A 26,543-nucleotide genomic window follows, 5' to 3' on the forward strand; every position below is an offset into this window, starting at 1 on the left:
AATTGGGTGTTTTTAAATCATAATTTTTAATATGTTTATTGTTGGAAGTTATCTATGACTTTGCCAATTGGCGCTGGTTTTTTTACTGGGGATATTCCTGCAAAGGTTACCTCTACAAAAATTATACCCTCTAAACCACAAGGTTTAGCGGATGATAGCGCCAGTCAAAAAACAAACACAGATTATGTAAAAAGTAGTAAAGTGGGTGTAGAGCTTGCTAATCAATACTTTAGTCAAAACACTAGTAACGCAAAGTACAGCCAAACTATTTATGACCAACCAAGCCCAACGGTGAGTAAAGCAATTTCAACATATACTGAATTTGCAAATTTAGAGCGTCGCGCCGAAGTACAAGATTTAATAGGCGTCGATATATACGCTTAGCCCCAGTAACAGTAAAAAATAAAAAGCCCGAACACTGGTTCGGGCTTTTTGCGTAAGCTTATGGCTACTGTTTAATAAAGCCAATTAGTTTATCGGCAATATCTGTATTATTTTGAGCACCGTTAAAGTGTTCACTGCCTTTACCGTAGGCAAATACTTGTACATCTACAGCGGTGTGTCCGCCTGTTGTCCAACCAGTAAAGCTGGCGTCACTAATAATACTTTTAATGGCTAAATTAAGCGCTGTTTCGCCCATTTTTTTCGCTTGTTCAAGTTTTACTTTATTAGCCGGTGTATATTCAATACCTGTGTTGGCGCGCCAAATAGGCTCTAGATCATCAGCAGCGAGTAATTGCTTTGTTAGCTCAACGGCTGTTGCTTTAACACCTTTAATAACTTCTGTATCCCACTTATATTGTCCGTGCGCACCGAGGGTTAACCCACCAGTTGAATGATCTGCAGTAACCACTAATAAAGTATCAGGGTTTTTATCAATATAGGCTTTTGCTTTTTTAATCGACTGTGCAAAGTCATCCATTTCGGCCATGGCACAGGCTACATCGTTAGCATGTCCACACCAATCAATTTGGCTGCCTTCAATCATGACAAAAAAGCCGTCTTCATTTTGGCCGTCGAGTAAATCAAATGCTTTAGCTGTTAGTTGCGTTAAGTGGTTTGAATTAGCATCAAGCGCAAATGGCAGGCCCATTGGGGCGTATAAGCCAAGTGACGGTACTTGTGTGATCTGACCAAGGCTTTTTATATCATCGCTATATTGATAACCAGCTGCTTTAAATTCATCAACGAGGTTACGGTCTTCTCTAATAAAATACTGCGTACCGCCGCCTAGCATTAAATCAACAGGGAGTTTACCGGCAATTTTGTTATCTATGTATTCATTAGCAATGGCATCGTAATTTCGACGTGATTCGTTATGTGTAGCAAAACTAGCTGGGGTGGCATGGTTAATTTGCGAGGTAGCTACTAATGCCGTTGTCATACCACGTTCTTTTGCTATTTCTAGCATGGTTTTAACGGGCTTTTTGTCTGTATCGACTGCAATAGCACCATTATAACTTTTGTGGCCGCTACTCAGTGCGGTTGCACCTGCAGCACTGTCGGTAACATAAGTGTGATCGTCAGGGTAAGTACGCGCCATGCCTGCTAAAATAGTATCAAATACGGTTGTTTCAATCTGCTTAGTGGTTGGATCATCTTTAAAATAACGATAAGCGGTTGTATAGGCAGGACCCATCCCGTCACCAATCATATAAATTACATTTTTAGGTGCATCGCTTGCATAAACACTGGTAGATGCACATAAAAGCGCTAATAAGCTAAGTTGGTTTTTCATTTTTATCCCTATGAATGTGCTGTTTAAATAGCACCACAATTGTATATGGTTACGGCGTGTTGAATTTGCAGCATAAATACCAAACATGCGCTGCCCAAAAATTCTTTCTAAGGCGATTAAATTTTTTGCTAGGTTTTTACTCAGCCCACAAGGTTCCAAACCTCGTAACAGGATTTAACCGCCCGTAGATTGAACAAGTTTCAATCCACAAAGTTCAATTCGCCCTCGTATAATAATGAAATGAAGTAAGAATAAAAAGCAAAGTATATAAACAGGTTTGGCTAATTGTCACTAAAACAATACAGCCATTTTTTTAGCTTATGTTAATTATAGTGTAATGAATATAGTGGTATACATTACCTACCTGAAGAGTATTTGAGCTCTGTTTGTAATTATTTATTGAATTAATGAAACTTAAAATATTTTAAGTTGTTGAAATTAAATACATAATTAAAATTCAAAAGTTAACCTTACAAATAAAGTGGTCTTTATAAATATAAAAAATATAAAAACTTTTGGTATTAGAGGTCTGACAACTAGTATGTTATAAATAATGTCGCACGTTAAAAAGAGGTGTCTGTTGCAGCCATTTGAAATAAAAACAAGAAATATAACATTGCGTGGCTTACAAAAAGGCACTGGCGATGAGCTGGTTATAGCCTTGCATGGGTGGCTAGATAACAGTAATAGTTTTACACCTATGCTAGATAAAGTTAACCCGCAGCATACTTGGTATTGTGTTGAGTTTGCTGGGCATGGGCTATCTGATTGGCGCGCACAGGACGCTCATTATTATTTTGTTGATTATATTGACGATGTGTACCAACTTATAAAGAGCTTAGGGGCAAAAAAGGTACATTTAGTCGGCCATTCAATGGGCGCAATGGTGGCTGGTTTATTTGCTAGTTGTTTTAGTGAGTATGTGCATTCAGTTACCTTTATTGAAGGGATTGGCTGTGTTACAACCCCCAGTGATGAAGTATGTGAGCAATTAAAAGGGGCGATACTGAACAGAGAGCGCGCCTACAATAAAAAAAAGCGCGTTTATAAATCGCAATCAGCGATTATCGATGCGCGTGCAAATACAACAGATTTAAATAACGAACTGATCACCTTATTGATGAGTCGTAATATTAAGCAAAGTGAACTAGGGTATGAGTTAACAACAGACCCTAAGCTTAAAAATCACTCAGGTTTTAGGTTTGATGAAGCGCAATGTATTGGTGCAATAAAACAATTAATTGCACCAAGCCAATTAATTTTAGGTAACCAAGGTTATTCGTTTGTAAAACAAAATTTGGCCAAGTATATTAGCTATTACAACAACTTGAAGGTAATTAATGTAGATGGCGGGCATCATTGCCATATGCAAAGCAGTGGGTTATGTTTTGAGCATATTCAAGCCTTTATGCTGCAAAATGGTGCATGTTAATTGTAAATTAGCGCCAAATGTGGGATTATTCCTGCATTAGAGTATTTGCTCAATTGTTAAAGTGCCTTACTTAGATTAAGGTTAATAAAAATATAATTATAAACAGGGGCTAAGAGTGGAAAAAATCTGGCTTAAGCGCTACCCAGAAGGTATGCCTGAAACAATCGATCCTGAGCATTACAACTCGTTACTCGAAGTGTTCGAAAAAAGTTTTACCGATTACAAAGATTTACCTGCATTTACGAATATGGGTAAAACATTATCGTATGATGAAATAGATACAGCGACACAACGTGTTGCCTCGTATATTCAAAATGATTTAGGTCTTAAAAAAGGCGACAAAGTTGCCGTAATGATGCCTAACTTGTTACAAACGCCTATCGCTATTTTAGGTATTTTACGTGCAGGGTGTGTGGTGGTTAACGTAAACCCACTTTACACAGTACGAGAGCTTGAGCATCAATTAAAAGACTCTGACGCGTCAGCTATTTTTATATTGGCTAACTTTGCAGACACGCTTGAAAAAGCACTTGCAAAAACGGATGTAAAACACATTGTTGTTACCCAAGTGGGCGACATGGTGGGTGGTATTAAAAAGCATATCGTTAATTTTGTGGTTAAATACATAAAAAAAATGGTACCCAGCTACAGCCTACCAAATACAATTAAGTTTTCAGATGTGTTAGCAGGTGACCCTGCAAAGTATACGCGTCCAGAAATGAGCTTATCTGATCTGGCCTTTTTACAATACACAGGTGGTACAACCGGCGTATCTAAAGGGGCGATGTTAAGTCATGGCAACATGGTTGGTAACCTTGAGCAAGTATCGGGCTGTCTAGATAAAGTATTAGACCGTGGTACTGAAGTTGTTGTTACTGCATTACCGCTTTATCATATATTTGCGTTAACGGCTAACTGCTTAACGTTTATGAAATACGGTGGCTTGAATGTATTAATTACAAACCCACGTGACATGCCAGCATTTGTTAAAGAGCTTAATCAGCATAAATTTACTGCTATTACCGGTGTAAATACCCTGTTTAACGGGCTACTTAATACACCAGGGTTTGCAGAGCTTGATTTTAGTCATTTAAAAATGTCATTAGGTGGCGGCATGGCGGTACAACGTCCTGTAGCCGAAAAATGGCAAAAAGTGACTAATTCTAAATTAATGGAAGGTTACGGTTTAACTGAGTGTGCACCGCTTGTAACTGTAAGCCCGTACGATTTAGAAGCTTATAATGGATCTATTGGTTTACCTGCTCCTAATACCGAAATTAAGCTAATGCTTGAAAACGGAGAAGAAGCGGCAAAAGGTGAACCCGGTGAGCTATGGGTTAAAGGCCCACAAGTTATGCTAGGTTACTATAACCGCCCAGATGCAACTGCAGAATGTTTGCAAGATGGTTGGTTTGCTACCGGCGATATTGCCACATACGACGACGAAGGTTTCTTCTATATTGTTGACCGCAAAAAAGACATGATCATTGTATCGGGCTTTAATGTGTTCCCAAATGAGATAGAAGAAGTGGTTGCCATGCACGACGGCGTACTAGAAGTCGCGGCTATTGGTATTCCGCACGATGTAAGTGGCGAACAAGTTAAAGTTTTTGTTGTTAAAAAAGACCCTTCTTTAACTGAAAAAGATATAATAAATCACTGTCGTGATAATTTAACTAATTATAAAGTGCCTAAACTCGTTGAGTTTAAGGATGAGTTACCTAAAACAAATGTAGGTAAAATTCTCAGAAGAGCCCTAAAAGACTAGTAAACTATAAAAAAGCCGGCATTAGCCGGCTTTTTTATTGTAGGAGATTAAGTGCAATACCAATTGATCGAAACACAAAATCAACTCAACACCTTTGTTGAGCAAATAAAAAACAAGCCTATTTTAGCCATAGACACAGAGTTTATGCGCCGCCGTACTTTGTACCCTGAAGTTGCACTTATTCAAGTATATGATGGTGAGCATCTCGCCCTTATAGATCCACTTGCCGAACTCTCGTTATTTGAATTTTGGCAAATATTACAAGATCCATCAGTACTGAAAGTGTTGCATTCACCCTCAGAAGATATTGAAGTATTTCAAAAACATGCAGGCTTTGTACCTGCTCCATTGTTTGATACACAATTTGCTCTTCAGCTTTTAGGCGAAGGCAACTGTATGGGCTTTGCGCTAATGGTAAAAGAGCTATTAGGCATAGAAATAGACAAAAGTGAATCGCGAACTAATTGGCTACAGCGCCCATTAACTAAAAAGCAGCTCGATTATGCAGCCGCTGATACGTTTCATTTACTGCCTTGTTTTGAACTAATAATTGAGCGTATAAATAAAGCTGAGTTATTTGATATTGTAATAAATGAGAGCGAGTTAATTGCAAATAAACGCGCCTTTCAAACCCCAGATGAGCTGCTTTACAAAGATATAAAAAACGCATGGCAACTAAAACCGCACGAGCTCGCGGTATTAAAAGAATTAGCTGTATGGCGTCGTAATAAAGCTATTCGTAAAAATTTAGCGCTTAACTTTGTGCTTAAAGAGCACAACATGACGGAAATTGCTAAACGTGGGCCTTCGAGCTTAAATACGCTAAGACAAATTCCGGGTGTGGAGTCGATGGAAGTAAACCGCTCTGGAGTCGAAATACTAAAGTGTATTGAAAAGGCCAAAGCACTTGCGGTTGATGAGCATCCGCCAGTGCTTAAACGTTTAATTGATTTTCCGGCTTATAAAAAAGTAGCTAAAGATATTAAGCAAAAAATTACGAAAGTGGCAAAAGAGCAGGGTATACCAGAGGATGTAATGGCCTCTAAAAAGCAAATTAATCAGCTTATTAGCTGGAATTGGAAACTCACCGATGAGCAAAAGGTAAATCATATTAAACCTGATTTACTTAATTCTTGGCGCTACAGTTTTGTTAAAGACGCACTTAAAGAGTGGGATAATTAAACCCACTTTTTAAGCTAACAGGCTATGTTATACCAATTCGCAATAATATTTAATCATTTTTAGGGGCTAAACGTGTCGCTATCTGCGTTAAAAAATTCTCATTTAGAACAACTAAATAGCGATTTTTTTGCCTTGCTATCAACACGTTTTTTCATCCTCAAAATAGATCACTTAATTATGCGAATTGGTATTAAAAATCGGGCGCTACGCTGAACGTTAAACGCTTATGTGTAATGGGGTGATCTAGCGCCAAATACTCGGCATGTAAGTGTAACCTGTTGGCTTTTTTACCGTAATGTGTGTCACCAATAATAGGCACATTAAGCCCTAAGTGATGAGCGCAGTGTACCCTTAATTGGTGAGTGCGGCCCGTTTTAGGGTAGAGCTGTAGGCGTGTAATATTGTTTTTACGTTCAAGCACCTGCCATGTAGTAAGTGCGGGTTTGCCGTTTTTATAACAAACAAGCTGGCGTGGCTTATCGTCAAAATCAAGTCGCAATGGCAGCTCTATCTTGCCACTGTCCTTGGGCACAATACCATCAACCAGCGCAATGTAACGTTTATCAATAGTGCGGGCAATAAATTGCTTTTGTAGTGCTTTGTGGGCTCGTTTATTGAGCGCCACCACTAATAAACCTGATGTAGACATATCTAGTCTGTGCACAATTAACGGGCCTGTAGCGTGCGGAAATTGCGTTTGAATACGTAAATACACAGAATCTTCAATATTGACACCTGGTACAGATAAAAACTCGCTGGGCTTGTTTACAATAACAATATCATCGTCTTGATAGACAATCGGCAGCGTTTTACCTTCAGCAGGGTTAACGAGTAGCGGGTTATCTTCTATGGTGAGGCCTTTTAACATGTGCGATAAAATAGGTTGGCACTTACTGTAGCAAGAAGGGTAGTAGTTTTTATGTTGGCGTATTGCCGATTTAGGTGCGGCCCCCCACCAAAATTCAGCCATAGCCACTGGCTTTAAGTTATTAAGATAAGCGTATTGTAATAGCTTGGGCGCAGCGCAATCTCCCGCACCTGATGGCGGAGTATGCTCTGGCAATGCTGCAAATATGGCATTGAGATCTTTAACTTCATGCTCTGCATTTAAAAACTGGTACTGCGCAAACACTCGCTTTTGTAGGTTTTTAGATAAAACTTTACGGCGCTTTTTTAACTGTTTTATTTCGTCGTGTAGGGCATTAAGCGCCTTCTGTTGCTGAGTTATTTTATCATGCCAGTGATCTTTTATACTTTGATAGTATTTTTTATCTTCTATGCTTTGTTTGGCCAGTTCATTCAAGCTTGCTTGTTGCTCAGGCGTTATTGCTTGGCTGTGCTCAATTACAAGTGCACTGCGCGCCTTTTTACGTGTTTTTCTATTGGCTTGCATTACGCTTTGTTGAGCGTGTAACTGTTGCACAAACGCGGCTTTATCGGCATTTAATGACGCTGTTAATTTATTCAATGTACTTGCATTTTCTAGGGCATGTATTTGCGCATTTATCTCGTTAATTATTTTACTTTCTTTTAAATAACCCACATCTTCAAGTGCCATTGTAGATACATTAGGCACGCATTTTATATCTGTATTTAAATTTTCGAGCTGGCCTGAATACGCCGCTAAAAAGCCAAGTTGTTGTTGCTGGTTTTTTACAACCAGTACACCAAACATTTTGCCATCATTCGTTGCTGTATTGCTGCTGTCATTTTCGTTATACGGTAAATGCGTTTCAAGTTGCTGCTGCAATTGTGTTGCGGCTAAAACAGATAACGGATGAGGCTGGTAGTAAAACGGAAACGTAAATTTATCTGGAAGCGGTATAGAATCTACAGAGCAATCAAATAAAGTAAAACAAGAAGCGTGATTTAACATAGCAAAGTAATAGCAGGCATAAAGCAAAGTAATGGGCCCATAATAACATATTCACTTAAGGGGTACTTGCTTAATCCTCTGCGGTTATTAAACCGCGCTTAGCTAAAAAGCGCACTAATAATAGTGTTAGGTTTTCTCTGCGTGCATTATTTGGCCATACAGCATAGTAACCAAGCGGCTTGAGTTGCCAGTTAGGTAAAATGTGAATGAACTCTTCTCGTGCTAATTGTTTTTTTACTAGGTTTTCGGGCAATATGCCTAGACCCAAGTTTTCAGATACAAAGTGACTTATTGCAAGCGCACTATTTACATTTACGCGCGACTTTTCACAAATACACACCCCTTCGCCATTTGGAGAGGTAAAATCTACAGTGCTGCCGCGCATACTAAAATGAACCCAATCCCATTGTTTTAAATCGTTTGGATGCGTAGGGGGTTGATGTTTACTCGCGTACTTACTTGAGGCAACTAAAAAGCGTTTACTCTCTCCAATTTTACGCGCCATGAGTGAGCTGTCTTCAAGCCAGCCAACTCGAATACTTAAATCGAGTCCTTCATCCATTATATTTATTACTTGGTCTGTGTAATTAAGAGACAAGTTCACTTTTGGGTAGGTTTGCACAAATTCTGCTATCGCGGCTGAAATTTCGGAGCTTGCTAAAAAGGCGGGCAGCGATATTTTTAAAGACCCTATAGGCTCATCACCCACAGAGTTAATTTCGTTCAAACCTGCCTCTGCGTGTTTTGTTATGTTTTCTACGTGGGCGTAAAATTTTTCACCTTCAGGGGTAAGCGACAATTTACGGGTTGTTCTATGTAATAAAGTGACGCCTAAAAACTGTTCTAAGTCAGAAACACTATGGCTAACACGTGAAGGTGCTATGCCAAGCTCCTTAGCTGCAATACGAAATGAACCGCCAGCAACCACTTTGGCAAAAATAGCCATGTGTCGTAAATAGTTAATCATTGTTCTGAAAGTCGGAATTGTATTGTGCCGTTATTGTATCTATTCGCTTGTGAATCGAAAAGTTATATTAGCTGCGAATTCAACATTAGCCTTACAGCCCAATAATTTGGTTGTTAAAAAAAACAGGAATAACAATGAACACATTACAAAAAACTATAGTTGCCGCAATTGCTTTAGCGTGTACCACACCTACTTTAGCTAGTGCAGAGGGGTTTTATTGAACTGCACATGTAGGCTATAGTTCGCAAGCAAATGACTCTCAAGCTATTGGTAACAATATTGCCGTAGATAGTGATTTTCCATCTGAATTTGATGCCGGTGAGGGCAGTGTAGGCAGTATTGGTTTAGGTTATCAGTTCAATCCTCAGTTTAGAGTAGAGGCGCGTATTAGCTATCATGATACCGATTATAGCGATACAAAAGTAGGTGTGGGTGCACGTGAAGGTGAGCAGTATGTATTAAAGGGGGATTTAAAAACCACCACTTATACAATTGAAGGCTTTTACGGTTTTGATAACAGCACCGCGTTTACGCCTTATATTAAAGCGGGTTTGGGGCTTGCCGATAACAGCTATTCTGCAAAATTAGGTGGTGCAGGCATTAGCGCTTTTGACGCATTCGATGGAAATGTTGATGGCTATTACGATGCGTATGCTGATAACGATTCAACTGAATTTACATGGAATATTGGTGCAGGGGTTAACTATCAAATAACTAAAACTATGTCGTTATACACTGAGTATCAATACATTGAATTTGGTGATGTGCAAACCGGACAAGATGCATTTACCGATGGCTTTAAAATTGACAGTGCAGCAAGCCATGAGTTTTTACTTGGTTTACGTGTAAACTTTTAAATTTAAAACACAACACAATGCACCACATACGTGTAGTGAGTGTGCAAAGCAAAAAGCGGCATTTAAAATGCCGCTTTTAGTTGTGCTACTTTTTTTCTTCGTCAGGTAATGTCACGTTGAGCTCAAGTACCGCTAAATCATCTTCGTTTTGATCAAACTGTACCTGCACTGCATCAGTGTTTACATTTACGTACTTACGGATCACATCTAAAATATCTTGTTTTAATTGTGGTAAGTAATCCGGTGTTCCGCGTTGCGAACGCTCGTGCGCGACAATGATCTGCAATCGCTCTTTTGCTAATGACGCGCTATTTTTCTTTTCTGAGCGGAAGTAGTCAAGTAAAGACACATTAACCTCCAAAAATCCGTTTAAATAAGCCTTTTTTCTCAACATCTAAGAAGCGAAAATCGACTGTTTCACCGAGTAAGCGATTGATTGCATCAGCGTATGCTTGCCCTGCATCTGAATCACCATCAAGTATTACTGGCTGGCCTGAATTAGACGCACTTAATACCGCTTGCGACTCAGGAATAACACCAAGTAAAGGAATCGATAGAATATCTTTAACATCTTCTACCGATAACATTTCACCTTTTTCAACTCGATCAGGGTTGTAGCGTGTTAATAATAGGTGCTCTTTAATATTTTCTAGGCCTTCTTCAGCACGTTTTGATTTGCTGTGTAAAATACCTAAAATTCTGTCTGAATCTCGCACCGAAGATACTTCAGGGTTTGTTGTTACAATTGCTTCATCAGCAAAGTACATCGCCATCATTGCACCGGCTTCAATACCTGCAGGTGAATCACACACAATGTAGTCAAAGTCTTCTTTTAGTTCGTTTAAAACGCGCTCTACGCCTTCACGGGTAAGGGCGTCTTTATCACGTGTTTGTGATGCGGGTAGTAAAAATAATTTTTCAACGCGTTTATCTTTAATAAGCGCTTGATTTAGGTTGGCTTCGCCGTTTATTACGTTTACAAAATCGTATACTACGCGGCGCTCACACCCCATAATTAAATCTAGATTACGTAAGCCAATATCAAAATCGATAATAACTGTTTTATAGCCTTTTAAAGCTAAACCGGTGCCTATTGCAGCACTTGATGTTGTTTTACCAACACCGCCTTTACCAGAGGTAACGACAATTACTTTTGCCATGAGATTTATCCTTTAACCAAAGCTGAAATTTCTAATGATTCGTTTTTTTGTTGTATTTGTACTGCATTGCCCCAGTGCTCACCTTGTAATGAGTCGCTGATCCAGTAATTGCCATCAATTGAAACCAATTCGGCTTCGAGCTTTTGGCAATAAATGCAGGCGTCTTTAATCCCTTTTGCACCTGCAATAGCACGCCCGCGTAAGGTGCCATAAATATGCACATTACCATCGGCTATTACTTCTGCACCATGGCTAACTGCACCAAGTACAATTAAGTCTCTGTCTTTTGCATAAACTTGCTGCCCTGAGCGTACCGTGCCATTAATTACTTGCGCAGGTAAGTACACGTTTTTTTCAACAATAGAGGTATTTGGCGCCTCTTGTTTAACGGGTGCACTTTTAGCATCTTGCGAGTAATTTAGTACAGAAAGGCCAGCGGCTTTAGCTTGCGTGTGTTGCTCATCTGAGCCATTACAAACACCTACAGCATTAAAGCTCATACGCTCAATGAGAGATTTTAAATGTACAAAATCAAGTGAGCTGTTTTTAATTTCTTCTAAATTAACAACAATAGGCGCTCCTTCAAAAAAACGAGGAGCTTGGGCTATTTTTACATACAACTGTTCTGCTAGAAGGGCGATATCAGTGCTATAAAGATGCAATACTGACAACGTGAAAAGGTTCCCTTTTAGCTCAAAAATTTGTTCCGACATACACGCTCAATTGATTTGTCTGATTAGAAATTAATTTTAGATAAACGTAGGCTGAATAAGGCCTTTAATGAAATTTCTAATCTAATTTTTCTAACTTATTATTACTCTCATGTTATAGTGTGCGGCAATGTTAAGCAAGATTAAATAGGGCCATTATGCTCACTGCGGTATATAAAAGTAAGAAAAAAGCGGATACCTTCTTATTTGTTGAAAAAAGAGATGATTTTAGTAAAGTGCCTGAACCTTTACTGGCTATGTTTGGTCAACCTATTTATGTAATGATTATCAATTTAGCAAAGCGTGATCATTTAGGCGGTGCCGACCTTGAAACAGTAAAAGCAGCGTTAGCTGACCCAGACAAGGGTTACTATTTGCAAATTCCACCGCCGGAAGAAAATTTACTTAGCCAATTACGAAAAGAAAACGGAGTTGATAGTGATTAAAAAGTTAGCCGTAATTTTATGCTCAGTGTGTTTAAGTGGCTCTGTAGTTGCTAAAACGCAGGCCGAATTTCAAACTTATTTAAGTGACTTAAAACAAGAGGCCATTGCAAAAGGGTACGATAGCAAGTTAATTGACGATGCATTTGCGACTGCCTCATACAAAGAAAAAGTAGTATCGGCTGATAAAAACCAGCCAGAGGTTAAAGAAACCCTCGAAACCTACTTACCAAAACGTGTACCGCAATGGAAAATTGATCGTGCACGTAAACTCTACGCAGAAAATAAAGATGTACTTGAACAAGTTGCAAAAGAGTTTGGCGTACAAGCACGCTTTATAGTGGCACTATGGGGCCTTGAAAGTAACTTTGGCACAATACAAGGTGGCCATAATGTTATTTCATCGCTAGTGACGCTTGCCTTTGATGGTCGTCGTGAAGCACTTTATAAGCGCCAGCTTTGGGCAGCATTAGATATTTTAAAGTCAGGCCATATTACGCTTGATAAATTTAAAGGCTCTTGGGCTGGAGCAATGGGGCAAACTCAGTTTATGCCTACCTCTTTTAACGCCTACGCTGTTGATTACAATAACGACGGCCGTAAAGATATTTGGACCACAAAAGAGGATGCATTTGCATCGATTGCCAATTATTTAAAACAAGAAGGTTGGAATGACTCACTAACTTGGGGTCGCCAGGTAAAATTACCTGAAAATTTTGACAGTAAATACGTGCTAAAACGTGGCACTAAAACACGTAAGCAATGGTTAGAATATTGGAACGACTCAGAGCGCTCGCTTGCAGACTGGCAGGCTCTGGGTGTTCGCAAAGCTGACGGCTCTGACTTACCTAATGTTGATGTACGCGCTGCACTGGTAATGCCTGATGACATTAATAGGCGTATGTACTTAGCGTACGATAACTACAAAGTGTTTATGCACTGGAACCGCTCATATTACTTTGCCACCAGCGTGGGCTATCTATCAGATAGAATTGGTTATCCAAAAATATAATTTATACGCTGTTGTGTAATAAAAAAGCCGCTATGCGGCTTTTTTTATTTGTTTAATCATGTTCTTTTTTAAATATTTTATCTTTTAAATCGATAACCTTGCCAATTCCTGAACCAAGCTTCATTAGCTTATTAAGCTGCTCTGGGCTTAAGCGTTGTAACTCTGAAGACCATTTAGTAACCGTTTCGAGTAGGTTGTGGATTTCGCCCATTTGCTTTTGTGCATAGCGCTCTTCTTCGTTGTTTGCTTCGTCTAAAAGGTTATCACGCAGCAAACTTAGGGTAGGGTCTATTTCACGCTTTTTACGCTCTTCAAATACGCGATTAGCCATATCCCAAATTTCACCCGCTGGGGCGTAATATTCTTTACGATCACCAGGGATATGATGCACTTTAATTAATTGCCATGACTGGAGCTCTTTAATTCCCATGCTTACATTGCCACGCGAGATACTTAGCGCATCGGCAATCTCATTTGCGGTCATGGGCTCTTTGGTGATGATCAGCAAACCGCACATTTGGCCAATCGTACGATTGAAACCCCAACGGCTGCCCATTTCACCACAGTGCATAACAAAGGCTAAGTTTTTTTCAGATAGACTCATAGCTTTTTAAGTTTCAGTAAATTCAGAAAGTAATGCTAGCATGCTGATTTTGGATAGCAAGATTTTAGCTACTTTATAAATCGATTATAAAGACTAAAGTATGATTTAGATTAATATTTGCACATCTATATTGGGATATGTTGTACACACAACAATACATAAATAAATCCTTTTTTTATTTTTTTCAATTACGATGGAATGACTATGAAAGCTGCAATAAATACTCAGTATAAAGGTAAATTACAAATAACAGACCTTCCTAAACCAGAGGTGGGTATTAATGATGTGTTAGTTAAAATAGCGGCTTGTGGTGTTTGCCACACCGATTTACACGCATGTCATGGCGACTGGCCTGAAAAACCCAAAATGCCGTTAGTACCCGGGCACGAAGGTGTGGGTATTATTGAAGAAGTCGGCAGTAACATAAAGCATTTATCAGTTGGTGATAGAGTAGGTGTACCATGGCTTTATAGTGCCTGCGGACATTGTGAATTTTGTTTAGAAGGTAAAGAAACCCTCTGTTTATCTCAACATAATACAGGCTACTCAATTGACGGTGGTTATGCAGAGTATTGTTTAGCTCATGGCGATTACGTTATAAAAATTCCTGATGGTTTAGGTTTTGCTGAGGCTGCACCATTATTTTGTGCAGGTGTTACTACGTATAAAGCATTAAAAGTTTCAGGCGCAAAACCGGGCAATTGGGTCGCTATTGTGGGTGTAGGTGGGCTTGGTCATTTAGCCGTGCAATACGCAAAAGCTATGGGCTTTAATGTTATAGCTGTTGATACGGGAGAGTCTAAATTGGCTCTAGCAAAAGAGTTGGGAGCCGATATAACACTTGATTTTAAACATGTTATACCGAGTGAAGCAATATTTGAGCAAGTAGGTGGTGCACACGCGGTTGTGTGTACCGCTGTATCTAAACCAGGTTTTGAACAAGCTTATAAAAGTGTACGCCGTGGTGGTAAGTGTGTATTAGTCGGTTTACCTCCAGAGGATATGCCGCTACCTATTTTTGATACCGTACTTAATGGCGTCTCGGTAGTCGGTTCCATTGTTGGTACACGTAAGGATTTACAAGAATGTTTAGAGTTTGCAGCTCAAGGTAAAGTAAAAGCCATTATTGAAGAAAAACGGTTAGAGGATATTAACGAAATTTTTGATGATATGCTTAAAGGTGAAATTAACGGCCGAATTGTTGTTACTATTTAATTAAATAGCTACAGCAAAAAAGCACGGTTTGGAAAAAACAAAACCGTGCTTTTTAAACATCTAAACTATTAAAGTGTGTAGCTAAAACTTAGTTTTGCATTACGCTCTTCGCCTGGCATACCACCTAAAAACATGGCTTTAGAGTAGTACTTTTTATTAAACAAATTGTTTAAATTAAGCTGCATGTGCCACTTATCAGTGGTGTACGAAACTGCTGCGTCGTACACCGTATAGCTTGGTACATAGCCATCAGGAATACTAAACGAGCTAGAGTTTGTGCTTCTGTTATCTACAAAAGTAATACCGCCACTTATGTTAACAGCCTCAGGTAGGTTAAACATATCGGCGTAGTAGGTAACCCACGTACTTGCCGTTACATACGGTACGCCTTTTTGGCGTGTATCGTAACTGCTGCTATTTGGGTTAGATTTATCGCGGGCATCTTGGTATACGCCGTTTACATTTACTTTCCATTGCTCGTTTAAGTGCGCATTTAAATCGAGTTCAACGCCTTTGGTTTGCTCTTCACCATCGTAGTAGCTCTCTACTACATCAGGTCCAGACACACCGGCTTCATACAGTGGGTTTGTGTATTCAAGGTTTGTACGCGCGCTTTCAAATACCACCAGTGATGCTAAAAGCTGATCATCAAATGCTTTAAATCTAAAGCCTAAATCGTTACTGATAGACTCAGAGTCTTCACGGTCAGCCTCCGTACCTGCTACTGAGCCTAATACACTGTAGGCAGTACGGCCTTTAGCGTGATTAATAAACACGGAAAAGTTTTCAGTAGGCTGATACGTTGCGCCTAAGTTATAAGTTAAGCCACTGTCTGATGTGTTTGCTTCAGGCGTTGGCTCAGCGCGGCTTGAGCTATAACGCTCATCTACACCATAGTGCTCATATGTTTGCTTAATGCGATTATAAGCAACACCAACTCGAGTTGTAAGCTGCTCAGTAATATAGCCTACGTGCTGAATACCTAAGCCCCACGCTTGTACTTTTTTATTGTAGTCACTGGTTTTTAGCGGGTCGTAGTCATCAAAACTACCTGTTGGCCAATTTGGCGAGCGCATATCATAAATATATGGCAGCGTGCCTTGATAAAGTACATTTCCTTCGCTGTCGTAAATAACTTTGTCTGCATCGTAAATAGAATACTGTTTAAAGCGAATGTCTCTGTCTTCGTAGTTTGCATTAACCAGTAATTCGTTATCCACGTCGCCTAACATAAAGTCATAGCGTAAATCTAAGAAATACTGCCATGACTTTTCATCAGCTTCTACTTGGCGGTATTCTTGGCGTCGCGCTGCAAACGGGTAAAGCACACCGTCTTCAACTAACGGGGCACGCGGGTCGTTATTTATAATGCCATCGCGTGTTGAATACACATAATTAAACGCACCAGTTTGACGAGCAAAGCTTGATGTGTAGTTACGGTACTGTAACTGCTGATTTAAAAATAAATCATCTGTAATAAAGTAATTATGGGTTAGCTTAAAGCGAAGCTCTTCACCTTCATTATCATCCGCCATAGGAGAGATAATACCGTTAGTACCAAAATCGTACGGGGTAAGGCCATCGGTTGATGAAAGCGAATCTGCCAATTGTGTTTGTTGATCCGCAGTTAATTGAACACCATTACCAGATGGGTCATTTACTAAATCTGCGCCAGTTACTTCACCTGCAGTTAAACCATTGGCGGTTTCTGCATTATAAATTCGAATAGGGTGGCCAATAGAATCGACTGCAATTGAGTCTTTAATATAGGCAGCAGAGAGCATGATATCTTGCTTGTCACTTAGTATGTATTTAAGCAGGTATAAATTTCGTCGCGGTCTTCTTTTAAATCACGAAAGCCATCGCTTGAGGCCGTTTTAGCCATTACGCGATACGCTAGGTCATCGGTAATCGCATTGGTGCTATCAAAGGCAAGTGAATAACTATCCCATTGGCCAAGTTCGGCAGATATTTTATGTTTTTCTTCAAACTCAGGCTTTTTTTCAATCAGATTTATAACACCACCAGCACTGCCTATACCATATAAACCGGTAGCAGGGCCTTTAAGTACTTCAACCGACTCAACATTAGTGAGTGAACGAGTTGGGTTAAATGTATTACCTAAGCCTGCACCGCCATACATACCATCGTAAGTGTAATTAGCATCAAGACCACGAATGACTAAATTGTCGCCTATACCGTAGTTATTACCAGCTTGAGTTAAACCACTTACATTACGTACAAGCTCTTGTAGGCTGTCTACACCTTGTGACTCTATAAGTTCACGGTCAATAATAACAACCGGTGCCGGTGTTTCCATTAACGACATGTCTGATTTAGTTGCAAGGCCTGAGCTCATTACAACTTGGTTTTGCTTTTCGTAAACGCTGATGCGCTCAATGTCTTTTTCAGCCGTTGTTGCAGCAACCGCTAATGATGCGTTTAAACACGCAAGTGTAACAAGAGAGTATTTGAATTTTTTAATATTGATAATTATTCGCATTCCACAAAGTGTGCGAATAGTAATAGTTATTATTCGTTAAGTGAATAAAAAATTCTAAAAAAGTGAAATTAATTGCGTGGTAGGTGAGTTATTGTTCTGAAAAGTAAATTTAAGGTTAAATTAATGCGGTAAATAAAAAAGCATGAAAGTGTAAGCTTTCATGCTTTTGTAAAATAATACATTAATTAATGACTATTTTTTATAAACAACGCCTGCTTTCATAACAAAAGGAATGCGCTCAAGCACAGAGATATTTTTAAGTGGATTACCTTTTACGGCAATAATGTCGGCTGCAAACCCTGATTTTAGCTGACCCAGTTTATTATCCATTTTTAATAGCTTTGCACTGTTAATGGTGGCAGCCTGTATTGCTTGTAGTTCGCTCATGCCAAATTTAACCATACGGCTAAATTGTTTGGCGTTATCGCCATGAGGGTAAATAGCAGCATCGGTACCAAATACCATATTTACACCGGCTTTTACTGCGCGGTTAAAGCTGTCGCGCTGCTTTTTAGACACTTGACGTTCTTTATTGAGGTTTTCTTCATCTACCCCATTTTGCTCACCATAGCTCAGTGTGTATTCTGTATTATAAATGTCCATTGATAACCACGTGCCATGTTTTTTAGCAAGTGCGATGGCTTCATCATCTAAAAAGCTGGCATGTTCAATACTATCTACGCCGGCTTTTATAGCTGTTTTAATACCACTTGTGCCATGTGCGTGAGCGGCTACAGGTAAATCACGCATGTGGGCTTCATCTACAATTGCTTTCATTTCTTCAAATGAATACTGCTGTACACCCACTTTTGTACCTTTAGAAAAAACGCCCCCCGTGGCGCAAAACTTAATGGCATTAGCGCCATACTTTATGTTTTCTCGTACTTTTACACGTGCAGCCCATGGACCATCGGCTACCCCTGTTGAAGTGTATTTTAGCTCTGGTGGTAAACGGTTATTATCGCAATGTCCGCCTGTGATCCCAAGCGAAGGGCCAGCTGCCCAAATACGCGGGCCTACAATATCTCCGGCGTTAATACCATCACGCACTGCAATCACGCTATAGCCCTCGGCTCCTACATTTCTGAGGGTAGTAAAACCAGCAAGCAATGTTTTTTTAGCAAAGTGCGCGGCTTTAATGGCCATGCGCGGTACCGACTGACTTAAACGCTCACTTCGAGATACCGTAGGGTCGCTGGTCAAATGTACATGCATATCCATAAGGCCCGGCATTAAAGTGAGCTCGGGTAAATCAATATGCTGATCGTTTTTGGTCATGCTCGGCTTTTTGTTTTGTGCGACGTTAGTGATCACCCCATTATCAATGGTGATCAGCGGCGATTGAATAACCTCGCCTGTGTGTACATCTACCATGGCTTTAGCAGATATATAAGTAAGGGCTTGCGCGTTAAAGCTTCCTAAACACATAAGTGCAACGGAGGCGCTGAGTAGCTTTTTATTCATTGTTTTTTCTTCTGGTGGCGTTTTAATTAATTGAAATGTAACAACCTAATATAAAAGTGTAAATATAATAGGTTAATCGCCACTTATCGTAATTTCTTTATTAACGCAGGTTAAATGCGCATAATCGACTGACGATACTAAAAAGGATTACCATGAAATCAATTAAATTAGCCTTAGTTGCCAGTGGCGTTATGTTTGCTTTAAGTGGCTGTATGAACACACAAACCAGTAATAACACTGGCAATAGTGCACAGCTAAACACGTCAAGCGCACCTGCAGCTATTGTTTCAGAGCTCTCTTATGAGCAGCAATTAGATGTACTTGTAGCACAGTACTACAACGAGTTACTCAGCTTTAAACCTATTAATGCAACTTATAGTGGTCGCAGTGAATTTAATGATAAGTTTACCCCCGCTATTACCCAAAAAAATAGGGCAAAAAAAGCCGCGTTTTACAAAAAGTATCAACAACGTTTAACACTTATTGATAAGTCGCAGTTAACAGGGCAAGCGTTACTCAGCTATGAAATATTACAAAGAGACCTAGCACTTAATTTAGAGGGAATGCAATTTCCAAGCTATATGCTGCCTATTAACCAAATGGCGGGAGCGCATAATACCTTTGCAGGTTTTGGCTCGGGGCAAAGTGCGCAGCCATTTAATACCGCAGAAGATTACAATAATTTTATAAAACGAAGCGAAGGCTTTATTTCCTGGCTCAGCAGTGTAGAGCGCGCGATGGCGAAGGGGATCAAAGCGGGCATTACCTTACCAAAACCATTAGCTAAAAAGCTTCAGCCACAATTTGCCGCGCATGTAGTTAAAAATGCTGAGGATTCGTTATTTTGGGGGCCAATTAAAAACTTACCAGCCTCATTTACCGCACAGCAAAAGCAGCAAATAACGGCGCAATATAAAGCACTTATTATGCAGCAATTAGTGCCTGCATATAAAAGTATGAGCGACTTTTTAGCCAATCAATACATTCCTCAAAGCCGAGAAACGGTAGGCTATAGCGACTTGCCTAATGGTAAAGCTTGGTATGAATATCAAATTAAAAAAAATACCACGTTGAGCCTTTCTGCAGATGAAATACATGAGATTGGTTTAAGTGAAGTTTCGCGTATTTTAAGTCAGATGAAAAAAGTAAAACACGAGGTAGGTTTTAACGGCACCTTAGATGAATTTTTTCAGCACTTACGTGATTCGGACCAATTTTATTACGATACGCCAGAGGCATTAATTGCAGCGTATGAAGATATAAAACAAAAAATAGATGCGCGCGTCCCTTTACTGTTCGATGTTGCGCCTAAAGCCCCTTATGTTGTAAAAGCGGTTGAACCTTACCGAGCCCAATCTGCAGCGGGTGCATCTTATGCAGCGCCGGCACCTGATGGCTCTCGCCCAGGTATTTTTTACATCAATACTTATAACCTAAAAGCGCAGCCAAAATTTTTATTAGAAACACTCTCTATACACGAAGCCGCGCCAGGCCATCACTTTCAAATTGCTTTACAGCAAGAAATAGATGGCCTACCAGATTTTAGAAAATTTGGTGGCTACACGGTATTTGCAGAGGGCTGGGCGTTGTACGCAGAAAGCTTAGGAAAAGAGCTGGGCTTATTTACAAACCCTTATATGTGGTACGGGCGTTTGGCCGATGAGCAACTTAGAGCAATGCGCTTAGTGCTTGATACAGGCTTTCATGCAAAAGGCTGGACTCGACAGCAAGGTATCGATTACATGCTGGCAAATTCGTCAATGGCTAAAAGCGATGTGATAGCAGAAGTTGAGCGTTATATTGCATGGCCTGGCCAAGCACTGTCGTACAAATTGGGGCAATTTAAAATTCAACAATTACGTGACTACTCTAAAAAAGAGTTAGCTGATAAGTTTGATATTAAAGCGTTTCATACGCAAATATTGATTGATGGTGCCTTGCCTATGCCTATTTTAGAGGAAAAAATTAAACGTTGGGTTGCTGCCAGTAAATAGCAAAATGCACAAAGCCCGTACAAATAAAGGCACGGGCTTTGCGCACGCTGTAGCAATACGTTAGAATGCGCGCTCTTTAGGGGCGCGAGTAAATTATGTTTGATCAAGAGTTAGCAAATACACAGTTTTGGCTTAAAAAAAGCTTAGCCGATATGAACCAAAACGAATGGGAAGCGATTTGTGATGGTTGCGGAAAATGCTGTTTAAATACCTTTATTGACAGTGAAGATGAAGACGAATTTACCGCCACCGATCAACTACGTGAAGGCGAAGAGCTTATTTTCACCAACATTGTTTGCCAATACCTTGATAACAATACCTGTGGTTGTAGCGAATACGAAAACCGCCAAACGCTTGTCCCTTCTTGCGTTAAACTGACCAAAGCCAACCTTAAAGATATCTTTTTTATGCCGCAAAGCTGTAGTTATCGCCGTCTCCACGAGGGGCGAGGTTTAGCCTCTTGGCATCCGCTATTAAATCAGGGTGACAAAACCCAAATGCATGCGCTTGGTATTTCTGTTAAAGATAAAACCGTAAAAGACTGTGACGTAAAGCTCGATGACTTTGATTTATACATTGCTGAGTGGCCAACAAAGGATTGCGATTAATGAGCGAGTTTAAGGCTGTAATAGGTTTAATTAACCCAAAAAGCCCGACAAATGTTGGCGGCGTTTTACGTGCCGCGGGTTGCTATGACGCTAAACAAGTATTTTTTACCGGTAGTCGCTACTTAAATGCTAAAAAGTTTCATACCGATACTAAAAATGTTGTTGAACGTATTGCACTTACTGGCACTGATAACTTACTCAGTGTAAAACCTGAAGGCGCAAAGGTTGTGGTTATTGAGCTGATTGAAGGCGCCACGGCGTTACCTGATTTTAAACACCCTGAAAACGCATTTTATGTATTTGGGCCAGAAGACGGCTCAGTACCAAAAGAGATTTTAAAATGGTGCGATGAAGTGGTTTACGTGCCTACAATTGGTTGTATGAACCTTGCGGCCACCTGCAATGTGGTACTTTACGACCGTTTAGCCAAACTTGGTGGGGTAGAGAGCAGCGACTCAACTATTATTAATTCTCGCGATACCAATAATAAAATGAAGTGGGTAAAAGCTTAAGCACCCACTGCTGTAATTTTAATTAAAATTTCTTTTACTTTATGTACTAAGTTCTACACTTTACGAACATATTGTAAATGAAATTTAATTATGCGTTTATTTTTAATCCTCATACTCTTTTCATCTTATTGTTTTGCTGAGGTTCCTGTGACCTACATGCAAGATGATACTCGTCACACTGTAATAGGTGAGCGCTATAAATCGGGTTACCTATTTAGCACGCCAAACAGCAATCAAACAATTCATGTGGTTACATTAGACTGGCCGCCTTACATAGGTAATAAGCTGTGTAACAAAGGCTGGGTATATCAATTTAGTACGGCGATTCTACATAGCGCTGGTTATAGTGCTTATATAGAGTTTGTTCCTTGGGCGAGAGCTGTTCGTTCTGTGGAGCTAGGTAAAGCCGATGTGTTAATGCCAGAGTATTATATTGAAGACACCGCGCCATCTGATTACATAGAAGGTAAAACACGCCGTAAGCTTTTAGGGCTTTCTAATTCGTTTGAAGGCGGTAACATAGGTTTTTTAAAACGCAAAGGCGAGCCCGACAGGTTTAATGGCAATTTAAAGTCGCTTAAAGGCTCGCGTATTGGTGTTGTAAGAGGGTATCAAAATACCCCTGAGTTTGATGCCATGATGGATAACAACGAATTTATCATCATTAATGCCGTTGATGATTTACAGCTGGTAAAGTTACTTGCGGCAAAGCGTGTAGATTTAATTATAGGCGACCCCGCTGTGTTACTTTACTCGGTAAAATATGCAGCTTTACCCGATAGCGAAAAACAGACCCTACTTAGTGCTATTGAACCAGAAAGCAAGGCAATTCAATATAACCCTTTATATTTTGCGATTAGTAAAAAAACACCAAACTGGCTCACTGTATTAGAAGATATTAATACTGCTTTATATAAATTTAAAAATAGCGGCGAAACCCAAAGGATGAAACAGGCTTTATTAAATGAATGTGATTAATTGTAACGTTCCAATTATTTTGTACTTATAATGTGTCGCAAACGTGTAAAATCATTTTCAACTTGTTAATGGAGTGAAAATGACGTGAGTGAAATAAATACCAATCAATCATTTGCGGTCAAAGAGCAACAAAATAAAAATTACCTGTTACCGCTGACTGCAATGACCACACTGTTTTTTTTATGGGGTTTTATTACCGTTTTAAACGACGTACTAATCCCTCGTCTGAAAGGCGTTTTTGACCTAACTTACTTTGAAGCAATGCTCGTACAGTTTTGCTTTTTTGGCGCCTATTTTATTGTCTCTATTCCAGCTGGAATTTTGGTTAAACAATTAGGTTATAAAAAAGGCATACTAACCGGCCTAGTAGTTGCCTCAATTGGCTGTATGTTGTTCTACCCTGCGGTAGTGGTGCATGAATACTGGTTGTTTTTAGGTGCTTTATTTGTACTGGCTGCTGGTGTAACTGTTTTGCAGGTTTCTGCGAACCCGTATGTTGCTGCTTTAGGGCCAGAAAAAACCGCCTCATCTAGGCTAAATTTAGCGCAAGCACTTAATGCCTTAGGGACAACAGTAGGCCCGTATGTTGGAGGTATCCTGTTTTTTGGTACCGCAGGTACATTAGCGGCAAGCGCTGCTTCTGCTGAATCTGTAAAAGTACCTTATTTAATGTTAGCAGCGGCCTTACTTATTATTGCTATCGTATTTGCCTTTATTAAACTTCCTGAAATAGAAGGCCATAAAGAAGAAAATAACCCGGTTAATGAAACTCGTTCACTAACACAGGCACCTCATTTAACAATGGGCGTATTTGCTATATTTTGTTATGTCGGTGGTGAAGTGGCTATAGGTAGTTTTTTAGTTAACTTTTTTGGCGAAGCACATATAGCTGGGCTGGAAGAGCACGCTGCTGCTGCACTGATCAGCTACTATTGGGGCGGAGCAATGGTTGGGCGCTTTATTGGCTCTGCTGCGCTACAAAAAATAGCGCCATCTAAAGCATTGGCATTTAATGCCTGCATGGTAATTGCCTTATTACTTGTGACTATATTTACGCAAGGCAATGTAGCCCTGTACACAGTACTGGCCATTGGTTTATTTAACTCAATTATGTTCCCGACTATATTTTCTGTAGCGATAGAGCGCTTAGGCTCATTAACTAGTAAAGGTTCTGGTTGGTTGTGTTTGGCAATAGTAGGGGGTGCCTTAGTGCCGTTATTACAAGGTTACATTGCTGATGTTGTTAATATTCAGCAAAGCTTTTTTGTTCCGCTAATATGTTATGTATTTATTGCTTGGTATGGCTTAAACGTGGTTCGTTTAGCTAAAAAGTGGTAAATACTCCCCGATGAAAGAGCGACTGAATACGTATTCAGTCGCTTTTTTATTACCATTTTATAGGAACGTTCCAAACAATGGTTTGTTTTTTAAAAAAATAGAGTCGTTACAACTATATACCGAACAGAGCTGGTTCTTTATTCTTATTTTAAGTACATAACCTGCTTATCTACCTCATTAACGACGACATACCTTTAAATTTTTGCTAAAAATATAATTAATAACAAAAAATAAAAAGGGCAGTCATGCTTAACTCACTTAAATTCACCTCAAAAGTGACTATTGCAGCATCTATGGTACTGGTTATTGTACTGGGTTTATTTGCTATAAATAATTACATCGCCATGCGAAACCAAACGCAACAGCAGCTCGATTTAGTCCTTAAGCAAAATTCAGAATCTACCTCACAAAACATTGCAAGCTGGCTTAACGCCAAACTCACCATAGTAAAATCGATTGCGCAAACTCACAAAAATAGTGATCCAAAACAGTTAACCCTTGCCCAGCTTAATACTGCTAAATACGCTGGTGGCTTTAAAAATACGTATATAGGTAAACCAAGTGGTTTATTTATACTTAACGATCAAAGCATTGTATTGCCCTCTGATTTTGATGCCACCTCGCGCCCTTGGTATAAGTTAGTTGAAAATAAAAGCTATACCGCATTTACCACCCCGTATATTGATGTAACCACCAACGAGCTGACTATATCTGCCGTTGTGCCCATTCAAAGCAATGGCCGCTTTAGTGGTGTAGCGGGTGCAGATATAGACATGCACGCAGTGACTGAAATAATTAACGATATTGATTTTTTAGGGTTAGGGTATGCTTTTTTAGTAGATAAAAATGGCCAAGTGCTGAGCCATCCTAATAGCGAACTTAATTTAAAAAACACCGCCGAATTATTTGGCCAACCTACCGTGCTTAATAGCGAATTTACACAATATGATATGGCGGGTGAGCCGCAGTTGATATCGTTTACTAAAATACGTGGCATAGACAATGTTGACTGGTATTTAGGTGTCGTTATTAATAAAAACCAAGCCTATGCAGAGGTGTCTCGTTTTGGTATTAACGCGCTTATTTATATGTTAGTGGGAATTGTGGCCATTATTGTGTTTATGCAATTTTTACTGCGTTACTTAATGCAACCTATGGCGCGCCTAAATGATGCACTAGAAGATATTGCAAAAGGCGAAGGCGATTTAACCAAACGTTTAAAGGTTGAAAACAATGATGAATTTGGCCAAATTAGTCACTCGTTTAACATTTTTATTGAAAAAATTCAGCACTCTATTGAACACGTTAAATTAACGACTGAACAACTCGATAGCGTAATAGCCAGCGTGGTGTCGCAAACACATTCTTCATTAGCCATGCACCATGACCAAACAAAACGTACTGATAGTGTGGCCATGGCGGTTAATAATTTTTCGCAATCGGCTATGGCTATTGCTAATAACGCCAGTGACGCTTCTGTAATAGCTAAAAATGCAGATGAGCATTCAACACAAAACCAGCAAACCTTATTGCACAGCGTTAATAGTATTCATCAGTTATCAGCCAATATGGAACAAGCGCAACACACTATTAATAGCCTTAACGCGCATACAATTAGTATTGGGCAAGTGCTTGAGGTGATAAAAGGTGTGAGCGAGCAAACCAACTTACTTGCATTAAATGCGGCAATTGAAGCTGCAAGAGCAGGCGAAGCTGGGCGCGGTTTTGCTGTTGTTGCTGATGAGGTACGCCAGTTAGCTCATCGTACTCAGCAATCTACCCAAGAGATTGAAGATACCGTAGGGCAACTACAAAGAGGCTCAAACCAAGCGGTAGAGCTGATGAAAACAAGCATTCAAGACAGTGAAAAAAGCGTAGAGCACGCTGAAGGTGTGAGCGTGTTAATGGGCCAAATAATAGAGTCAATAAAACAAATTAGCAGTGCTAATCATAGTGTTGCCAATGCCACTGTTGAGCAAAACGACCTTGTTAAAGTGCTCGACGCAGACATTACAAGCATGAGTGAGTTATCGGTACAAAGCCAAGAAAATTTAAAAAACACCCTCAATGAATGTACTAAACTTAAACAACAATTTAGTGATTTAGAGCAAATGGTTCAAAAGTTTAGAGTTTAAAATATGCCAAAAAATCGGTTACAGGACAAAGTTGGTTAAGCCTTATT

The 26,543-nt window shown here is 39.7% G+C and carries 22 protein-coding genes and 1 pseudogene; 14 read left to right on the forward strand and 9 right to left on the reverse strand.

What is annotated here, in order from left to right; all coding sequences use genetic code 11:
• The first annotated feature begins 54 nt into the window (after positions 1 to 54).
• A complete protein-coding gene (locus VOI46_RS18505; protein WP_004586370.1) occupies positions 55 to 384 on the forward strand; it encodes a hypothetical protein in 330 nt (109 codons plus the stop codon).
• Between the two features lie 64 nt (positions 385 to 448).
• On the opposite strand, the gene VOI46_RS18510 is transcribed toward VOI46_RS18505, so the two are convergent.
• Positions 449 to 1,738, reverse strand: coding sequence for an alkaline phosphatase (locus VOI46_RS18510; RefSeq protein WP_039972153.1), 1,290 nt, complete (start codon positions 1,736 to 1,738; stop codon positions 449 to 451).
• A gap of 580 nt (positions 1,739 to 2,318) precedes the next feature.
• Between VOI46_RS18510 and VOI46_RS18515 the strand changes: the two genes are divergently transcribed.
• The 3 genes from VOI46_RS18515 (at position 2,319) to rnd (ending at position 6,120) form a co-directional block, all read left to right on the forward strand.
• Complete coding sequence (locus tag VOI46_RS18515; protein ID WP_004586368.1) at positions 2,319 to 3,170, forward strand: alpha/beta fold hydrolase; 852 nt, start codon at positions 2,319 to 2,321, stop codon at positions 3,168 to 3,170.
• 115 nt (positions 3,171 to 3,285) lie between these two features.
• Positions 3,286 to 4,938, forward strand: coding sequence for a long-chain-fatty-acid--CoA ligase FadD (gene fadD / locus VOI46_RS18520; protein ID WP_004586367.1), 1,653 nt, complete (start codon positions 3,286 to 3,288; stop codon positions 4,936 to 4,938).
• A 51-nt stretch (positions 4,939 to 4,989) separates the two neighbouring features.
• Positions 4,990 to 6,120: a ribonuclease D gene (gene rnd, locus VOI46_RS18525; RefSeq protein WP_004586366.1), complete on the forward strand. Its 1,131-nt coding sequence runs from the start codon at positions 4,990 to 4,992 to the stop codon at positions 6,118 to 6,120.
• 190 nt (positions 6,121 to 6,310) lie between these two features.
• On the opposite strand, the gene VOI46_RS18530 is transcribed toward rnd, so the two are convergent.
• Positions 6,311 to 7,996 (reverse strand): pseudouridine synthase, encoded by a 1,686-nt coding sequence (locus VOI46_RS18530; RefSeq protein ID WP_039972152.1) that lies wholly within the window; start codon positions 7,994 to 7,996, stop codon positions 6,311 to 6,313.
• A gap of 70 nt (positions 7,997 to 8,066) precedes the next feature.
• Entirely contained in the window at positions 8,067 to 8,963 is an 897-nt protein-coding gene (locus VOI46_RS18535) for a LysR family transcriptional regulator (RefSeq protein WP_282337408.1), read from the reverse strand.
• Positions 8,964 to 9,241: 278 nt separating this feature from the next.
• On the opposite strand from VOI46_RS18535, the gene VOI46_RS18540 reads away from it, so the two are divergent.
• Positions 9,242 to 9,820, forward strand: coding sequence for an outer membrane beta-barrel protein (locus VOI46_RS18540; RefSeq protein WP_269745352.1), 579 nt, complete (start codon positions 9,242 to 9,244; stop codon positions 9,818 to 9,820).
• Between the two features lie 85 nt (positions 9,821 to 9,905).
• Here VOI46_RS18540 and minE read toward each other — a convergent pair whose 3' ends face one another.
• The 3 genes from minE to minC are packed head-to-tail and all read right to left on the reverse strand — an operon-like array spanning position 9,906 to position 11,693.
• On the reverse strand, positions 9,906 to 10,169 hold the full coding sequence (gene minE, locus VOI46_RS18545) for a cell division topological specificity factor MinE (RefSeq protein ID WP_004586362.1): 264 nt from the start codon (positions 10,167 to 10,169) through the stop codon (positions 9,906 to 9,908).
• A gap of 1 nt (position 10,170) precedes the next feature.
• Positions 10,171 to 10,980 carry a septum site-determining protein MinD gene (gene minD, locus VOI46_RS18550; RefSeq protein WP_004586361.1) on the reverse strand — a complete coding sequence of 270 codons (810 nt, stop codon included), beginning with the start codon at positions 10,978 to 10,980 and terminating at the stop codon, positions 10,171 to 10,173.
• Between the two features lie 5 nt (positions 10,981 to 10,985).
• The gene (minC, locus tag VOI46_RS18555) at positions 10,986 to 11,693 is read right to left on the reverse strand and encodes a septum site-determining protein MinC (protein ID WP_004586360.1); all 708 of its coding nucleotides are present in this window, start codon (positions 11,691 to 11,693) and stop codon (positions 10,986 to 10,988) included.
• Between the two features lie 155 nt (positions 11,694 to 11,848).
• On the opposite strand from minC, the gene VOI46_RS18560 reads away from it, so the two are divergent.
• On the forward strand, positions 11,849 to 12,136 hold the full coding sequence (locus VOI46_RS18560; RefSeq protein WP_004586359.1) for a YcgL domain-containing protein: 288 nt from the start codon (positions 11,849 to 11,851) through the stop codon (positions 12,134 to 12,136).
• Positions 12,129 to 13,145 (forward strand): lytic murein transglycosylase, encoded by a 1,017-nt coding sequence (locus VOI46_RS18565; protein WP_282337409.1) that lies wholly within the window; start codon positions 12,129 to 12,131, stop codon positions 13,143 to 13,145. Before VOI46_RS18560 ends, VOI46_RS18565 begins: the two co-directional genes overlap by 8 nt.
• Before the next feature lie 52 nt (positions 13,146 to 13,197).
• Here VOI46_RS18565 and VOI46_RS18570 read toward each other — a convergent pair whose 3' ends face one another.
• On the reverse strand, positions 13,198 to 13,749 hold the full coding sequence (locus VOI46_RS18570; protein ID WP_004586357.1) for a MarR family transcriptional regulator: 552 nt from the start codon (positions 13,747 to 13,749) through the stop codon (positions 13,198 to 13,200).
• 204 nt (positions 13,750 to 13,953) lie between these two features.
• Between VOI46_RS18570 and adhP the strand changes: the two genes are divergently transcribed.
• Entirely contained in the window at positions 13,954 to 14,964 is a 1,011-nt protein-coding gene (gene adhP / locus VOI46_RS18575) for an alcohol dehydrogenase AdhP (RefSeq protein WP_004586356.1), read from the forward strand.
• Between the two features lie 68 nt (positions 14,965 to 15,032).
• Here adhP and VOI46_RS18580 read toward each other — a convergent pair.
• A pseudogene (locus VOI46_RS18580) lies at positions 15,033 to 17,449 on the reverse strand (TonB-dependent receptor).
• Between the two features lie 210 nt (positions 17,450 to 17,659).
• Complete coding sequence (locus VOI46_RS18585; RefSeq protein ID WP_282337410.1) at positions 17,660 to 18,931, reverse strand: amidohydrolase family protein; 1,272 nt, start codon at positions 18,929 to 18,931, stop codon at positions 17,660 to 17,662.
• 152 nt (positions 18,932 to 19,083) lie between these two features.
• Between VOI46_RS18585 and VOI46_RS18590 the strand changes: the two genes are divergently transcribed.
• The 6 genes from VOI46_RS18590 (at position 19,084) to VOI46_RS18615 (ending at position 26,496) form a co-directional block, all read left to right on the forward strand.
• A complete protein-coding gene (locus VOI46_RS18590; RefSeq protein ID WP_282337411.1) occupies positions 19,084 to 20,925 on the forward strand; it encodes a DUF885 domain-containing protein in 1,842 nt (613 codons plus the stop codon).
• Positions 20,926 to 21,020: 95 nt separating this feature from the next.
• The gene (locus VOI46_RS18595; RefSeq protein ID WP_024031710.1) at positions 21,021 to 21,533 is read left to right on the forward strand and encodes a YcgN family cysteine cluster protein; all 513 of its coding nucleotides are present in this window, start codon (positions 21,021 to 21,023) and stop codon (positions 21,531 to 21,533) included.
• Positions 21,533 to 22,045: an RNA methyltransferase gene (locus VOI46_RS18600; RefSeq protein ID WP_154945688.1), complete on the forward strand. Its 513-nt coding sequence runs from the start codon at positions 21,533 to 21,535 to the stop codon at positions 22,043 to 22,045. The genes VOI46_RS18595 and VOI46_RS18600 overlap by 1 nt, the downstream gene beginning before the upstream one ends.
• A gap of 90 nt (positions 22,046 to 22,135) precedes the next feature.
• A complete protein-coding gene (locus VOI46_RS18605; protein WP_273603512.1) occupies positions 22,136 to 23,023 on the forward strand; it encodes a transporter substrate-binding domain-containing protein in 888 nt (295 codons plus the stop codon).
• An 84-nt stretch (positions 23,024 to 23,107) separates the two neighbouring features.
• A complete protein-coding gene (locus VOI46_RS18610; protein ID WP_324738363.1) occupies positions 23,108 to 24,361 on the forward strand; it encodes a sugar MFS transporter in 1,254 nt (417 codons plus the stop codon).
• Positions 24,362 to 24,606: 245 nt separating this feature from the next.
• Complete coding sequence (locus VOI46_RS18615) at positions 24,607 to 26,496, forward strand: methyl-accepting chemotaxis protein (RefSeq protein ID WP_324738364.1); 1,890 nt, start codon at positions 24,607 to 24,609, stop codon at positions 26,494 to 26,496.
• The last annotated feature ends 47 nt before the right edge of the window (positions 26,497 to 26,543 follow it).

Origin of the sequence: Pseudoalteromonas sp. CuT4-3 (assembly GCF_035666335.1) — a bacterium.
GTDB lineage: Bacteria > Pseudomonadota > Gammaproteobacteria > Enterobacterales > Alteromonadaceae > Pseudoalteromonas > Pseudoalteromonas atlantica.

What these genes read in the sequence shown, in the direction of transcription:
- VOI46_RS18595 (WP_024031710.1), top strand. Translation starts at nt 21,021, where the DNA reads ATGTTTGATCAAGAGTTAGCAAATACACAGTTTTGGCTTAAAAAAAGC.
- VOI46_RS18530 (WP_039972152.1), bottom strand. Translation starts at nt 7,996, where the DNA reads ATGTTAAATCACGCTTCTTGTTTTACTTTATTTGATTGCTCTGTAGAT.
- VOI46_RS18615 (WP_324738364.1), top strand. Translation starts at nt 24,607, where the DNA reads ATGCTTAACTCACTTAAATTCACCTCAAAAGTGACTATTGCAGCATCT.
- minC (WP_004586360.1), bottom strand. Translation starts at nt 11,693, where the DNA reads ATGTCGGAACAAATTTTTGAGCTAAAAGGGAACCTTTTCACGTTGTCA.
- VOI46_RS18510 (WP_039972153.1), bottom strand. Translation starts at nt 1,738, where the DNA reads ATGAAAAACCAACTTAGCTTATTAGCGCTTTTATGTGCATCTACCAGT.
- minD (WP_004586361.1), bottom strand. Translation starts at nt 10,980, where the DNA reads ATGGCAAAAGTAATTGTCGTTACCTCTGGTAAAGGCGGTGTTGGTAAA.
- VOI46_RS18600 (WP_154945688.1), top strand. Translation starts at nt 21,533, where the DNA reads ATGAGCGAGTTTAAGGCTGTAATAGGTTTAATTAACCCAAAAAGCCCG.
- VOI46_RS18590 (WP_282337411.1), top strand. Translation starts at nt 19,084, where the DNA reads ATGAAATCAATTAAATTAGCCTTAGTTGCCAGTGGCGTTATGTTTGCT.
- VOI46_RS18605 (WP_273603512.1), top strand. Translation starts at nt 22,136, where the DNA reads ATGCGTTTATTTTTAATCCTCATACTCTTTTCATCTTATTGTTTTGCT.
- VOI46_RS18560 (WP_004586359.1), top strand. Translation starts at nt 11,849, where the DNA reads ATGCTCACTGCGGTATATAAAAGTAAGAAAAAAGCGGATACCTTCTTA.
- VOI46_RS18535 (WP_282337408.1), bottom strand. Translation starts at nt 8,963, where the DNA reads ATGATTAACTATTTACGACACATGGCTATTTTTGCCAAAGTGGTTGCT.
- VOI46_RS18505 (WP_004586370.1), top strand. Translation starts at nt 55, where the DNA reads ATGACTTTGCCAATTGGCGCTGGTTTTTTTACTGGGGATATTCCTGCA.
- VOI46_RS18585 (WP_282337410.1), bottom strand. Translation starts at nt 18,931, where the DNA reads ATGAATAAAAAGCTACTCAGCGCCTCCGTTGCACTTATGTGTTTAGGA.
- VOI46_RS18570 (WP_004586357.1), bottom strand. Translation starts at nt 13,749, where the DNA reads ATGAGTCTATCTGAAAAAAACTTAGCCTTTGTTATGCACTGTGGTGAA.
- adhP (WP_004586356.1), top strand. Translation starts at nt 13,954, where the DNA reads ATGAAAGCTGCAATAAATACTCAGTATAAAGGTAAATTACAAATAACA.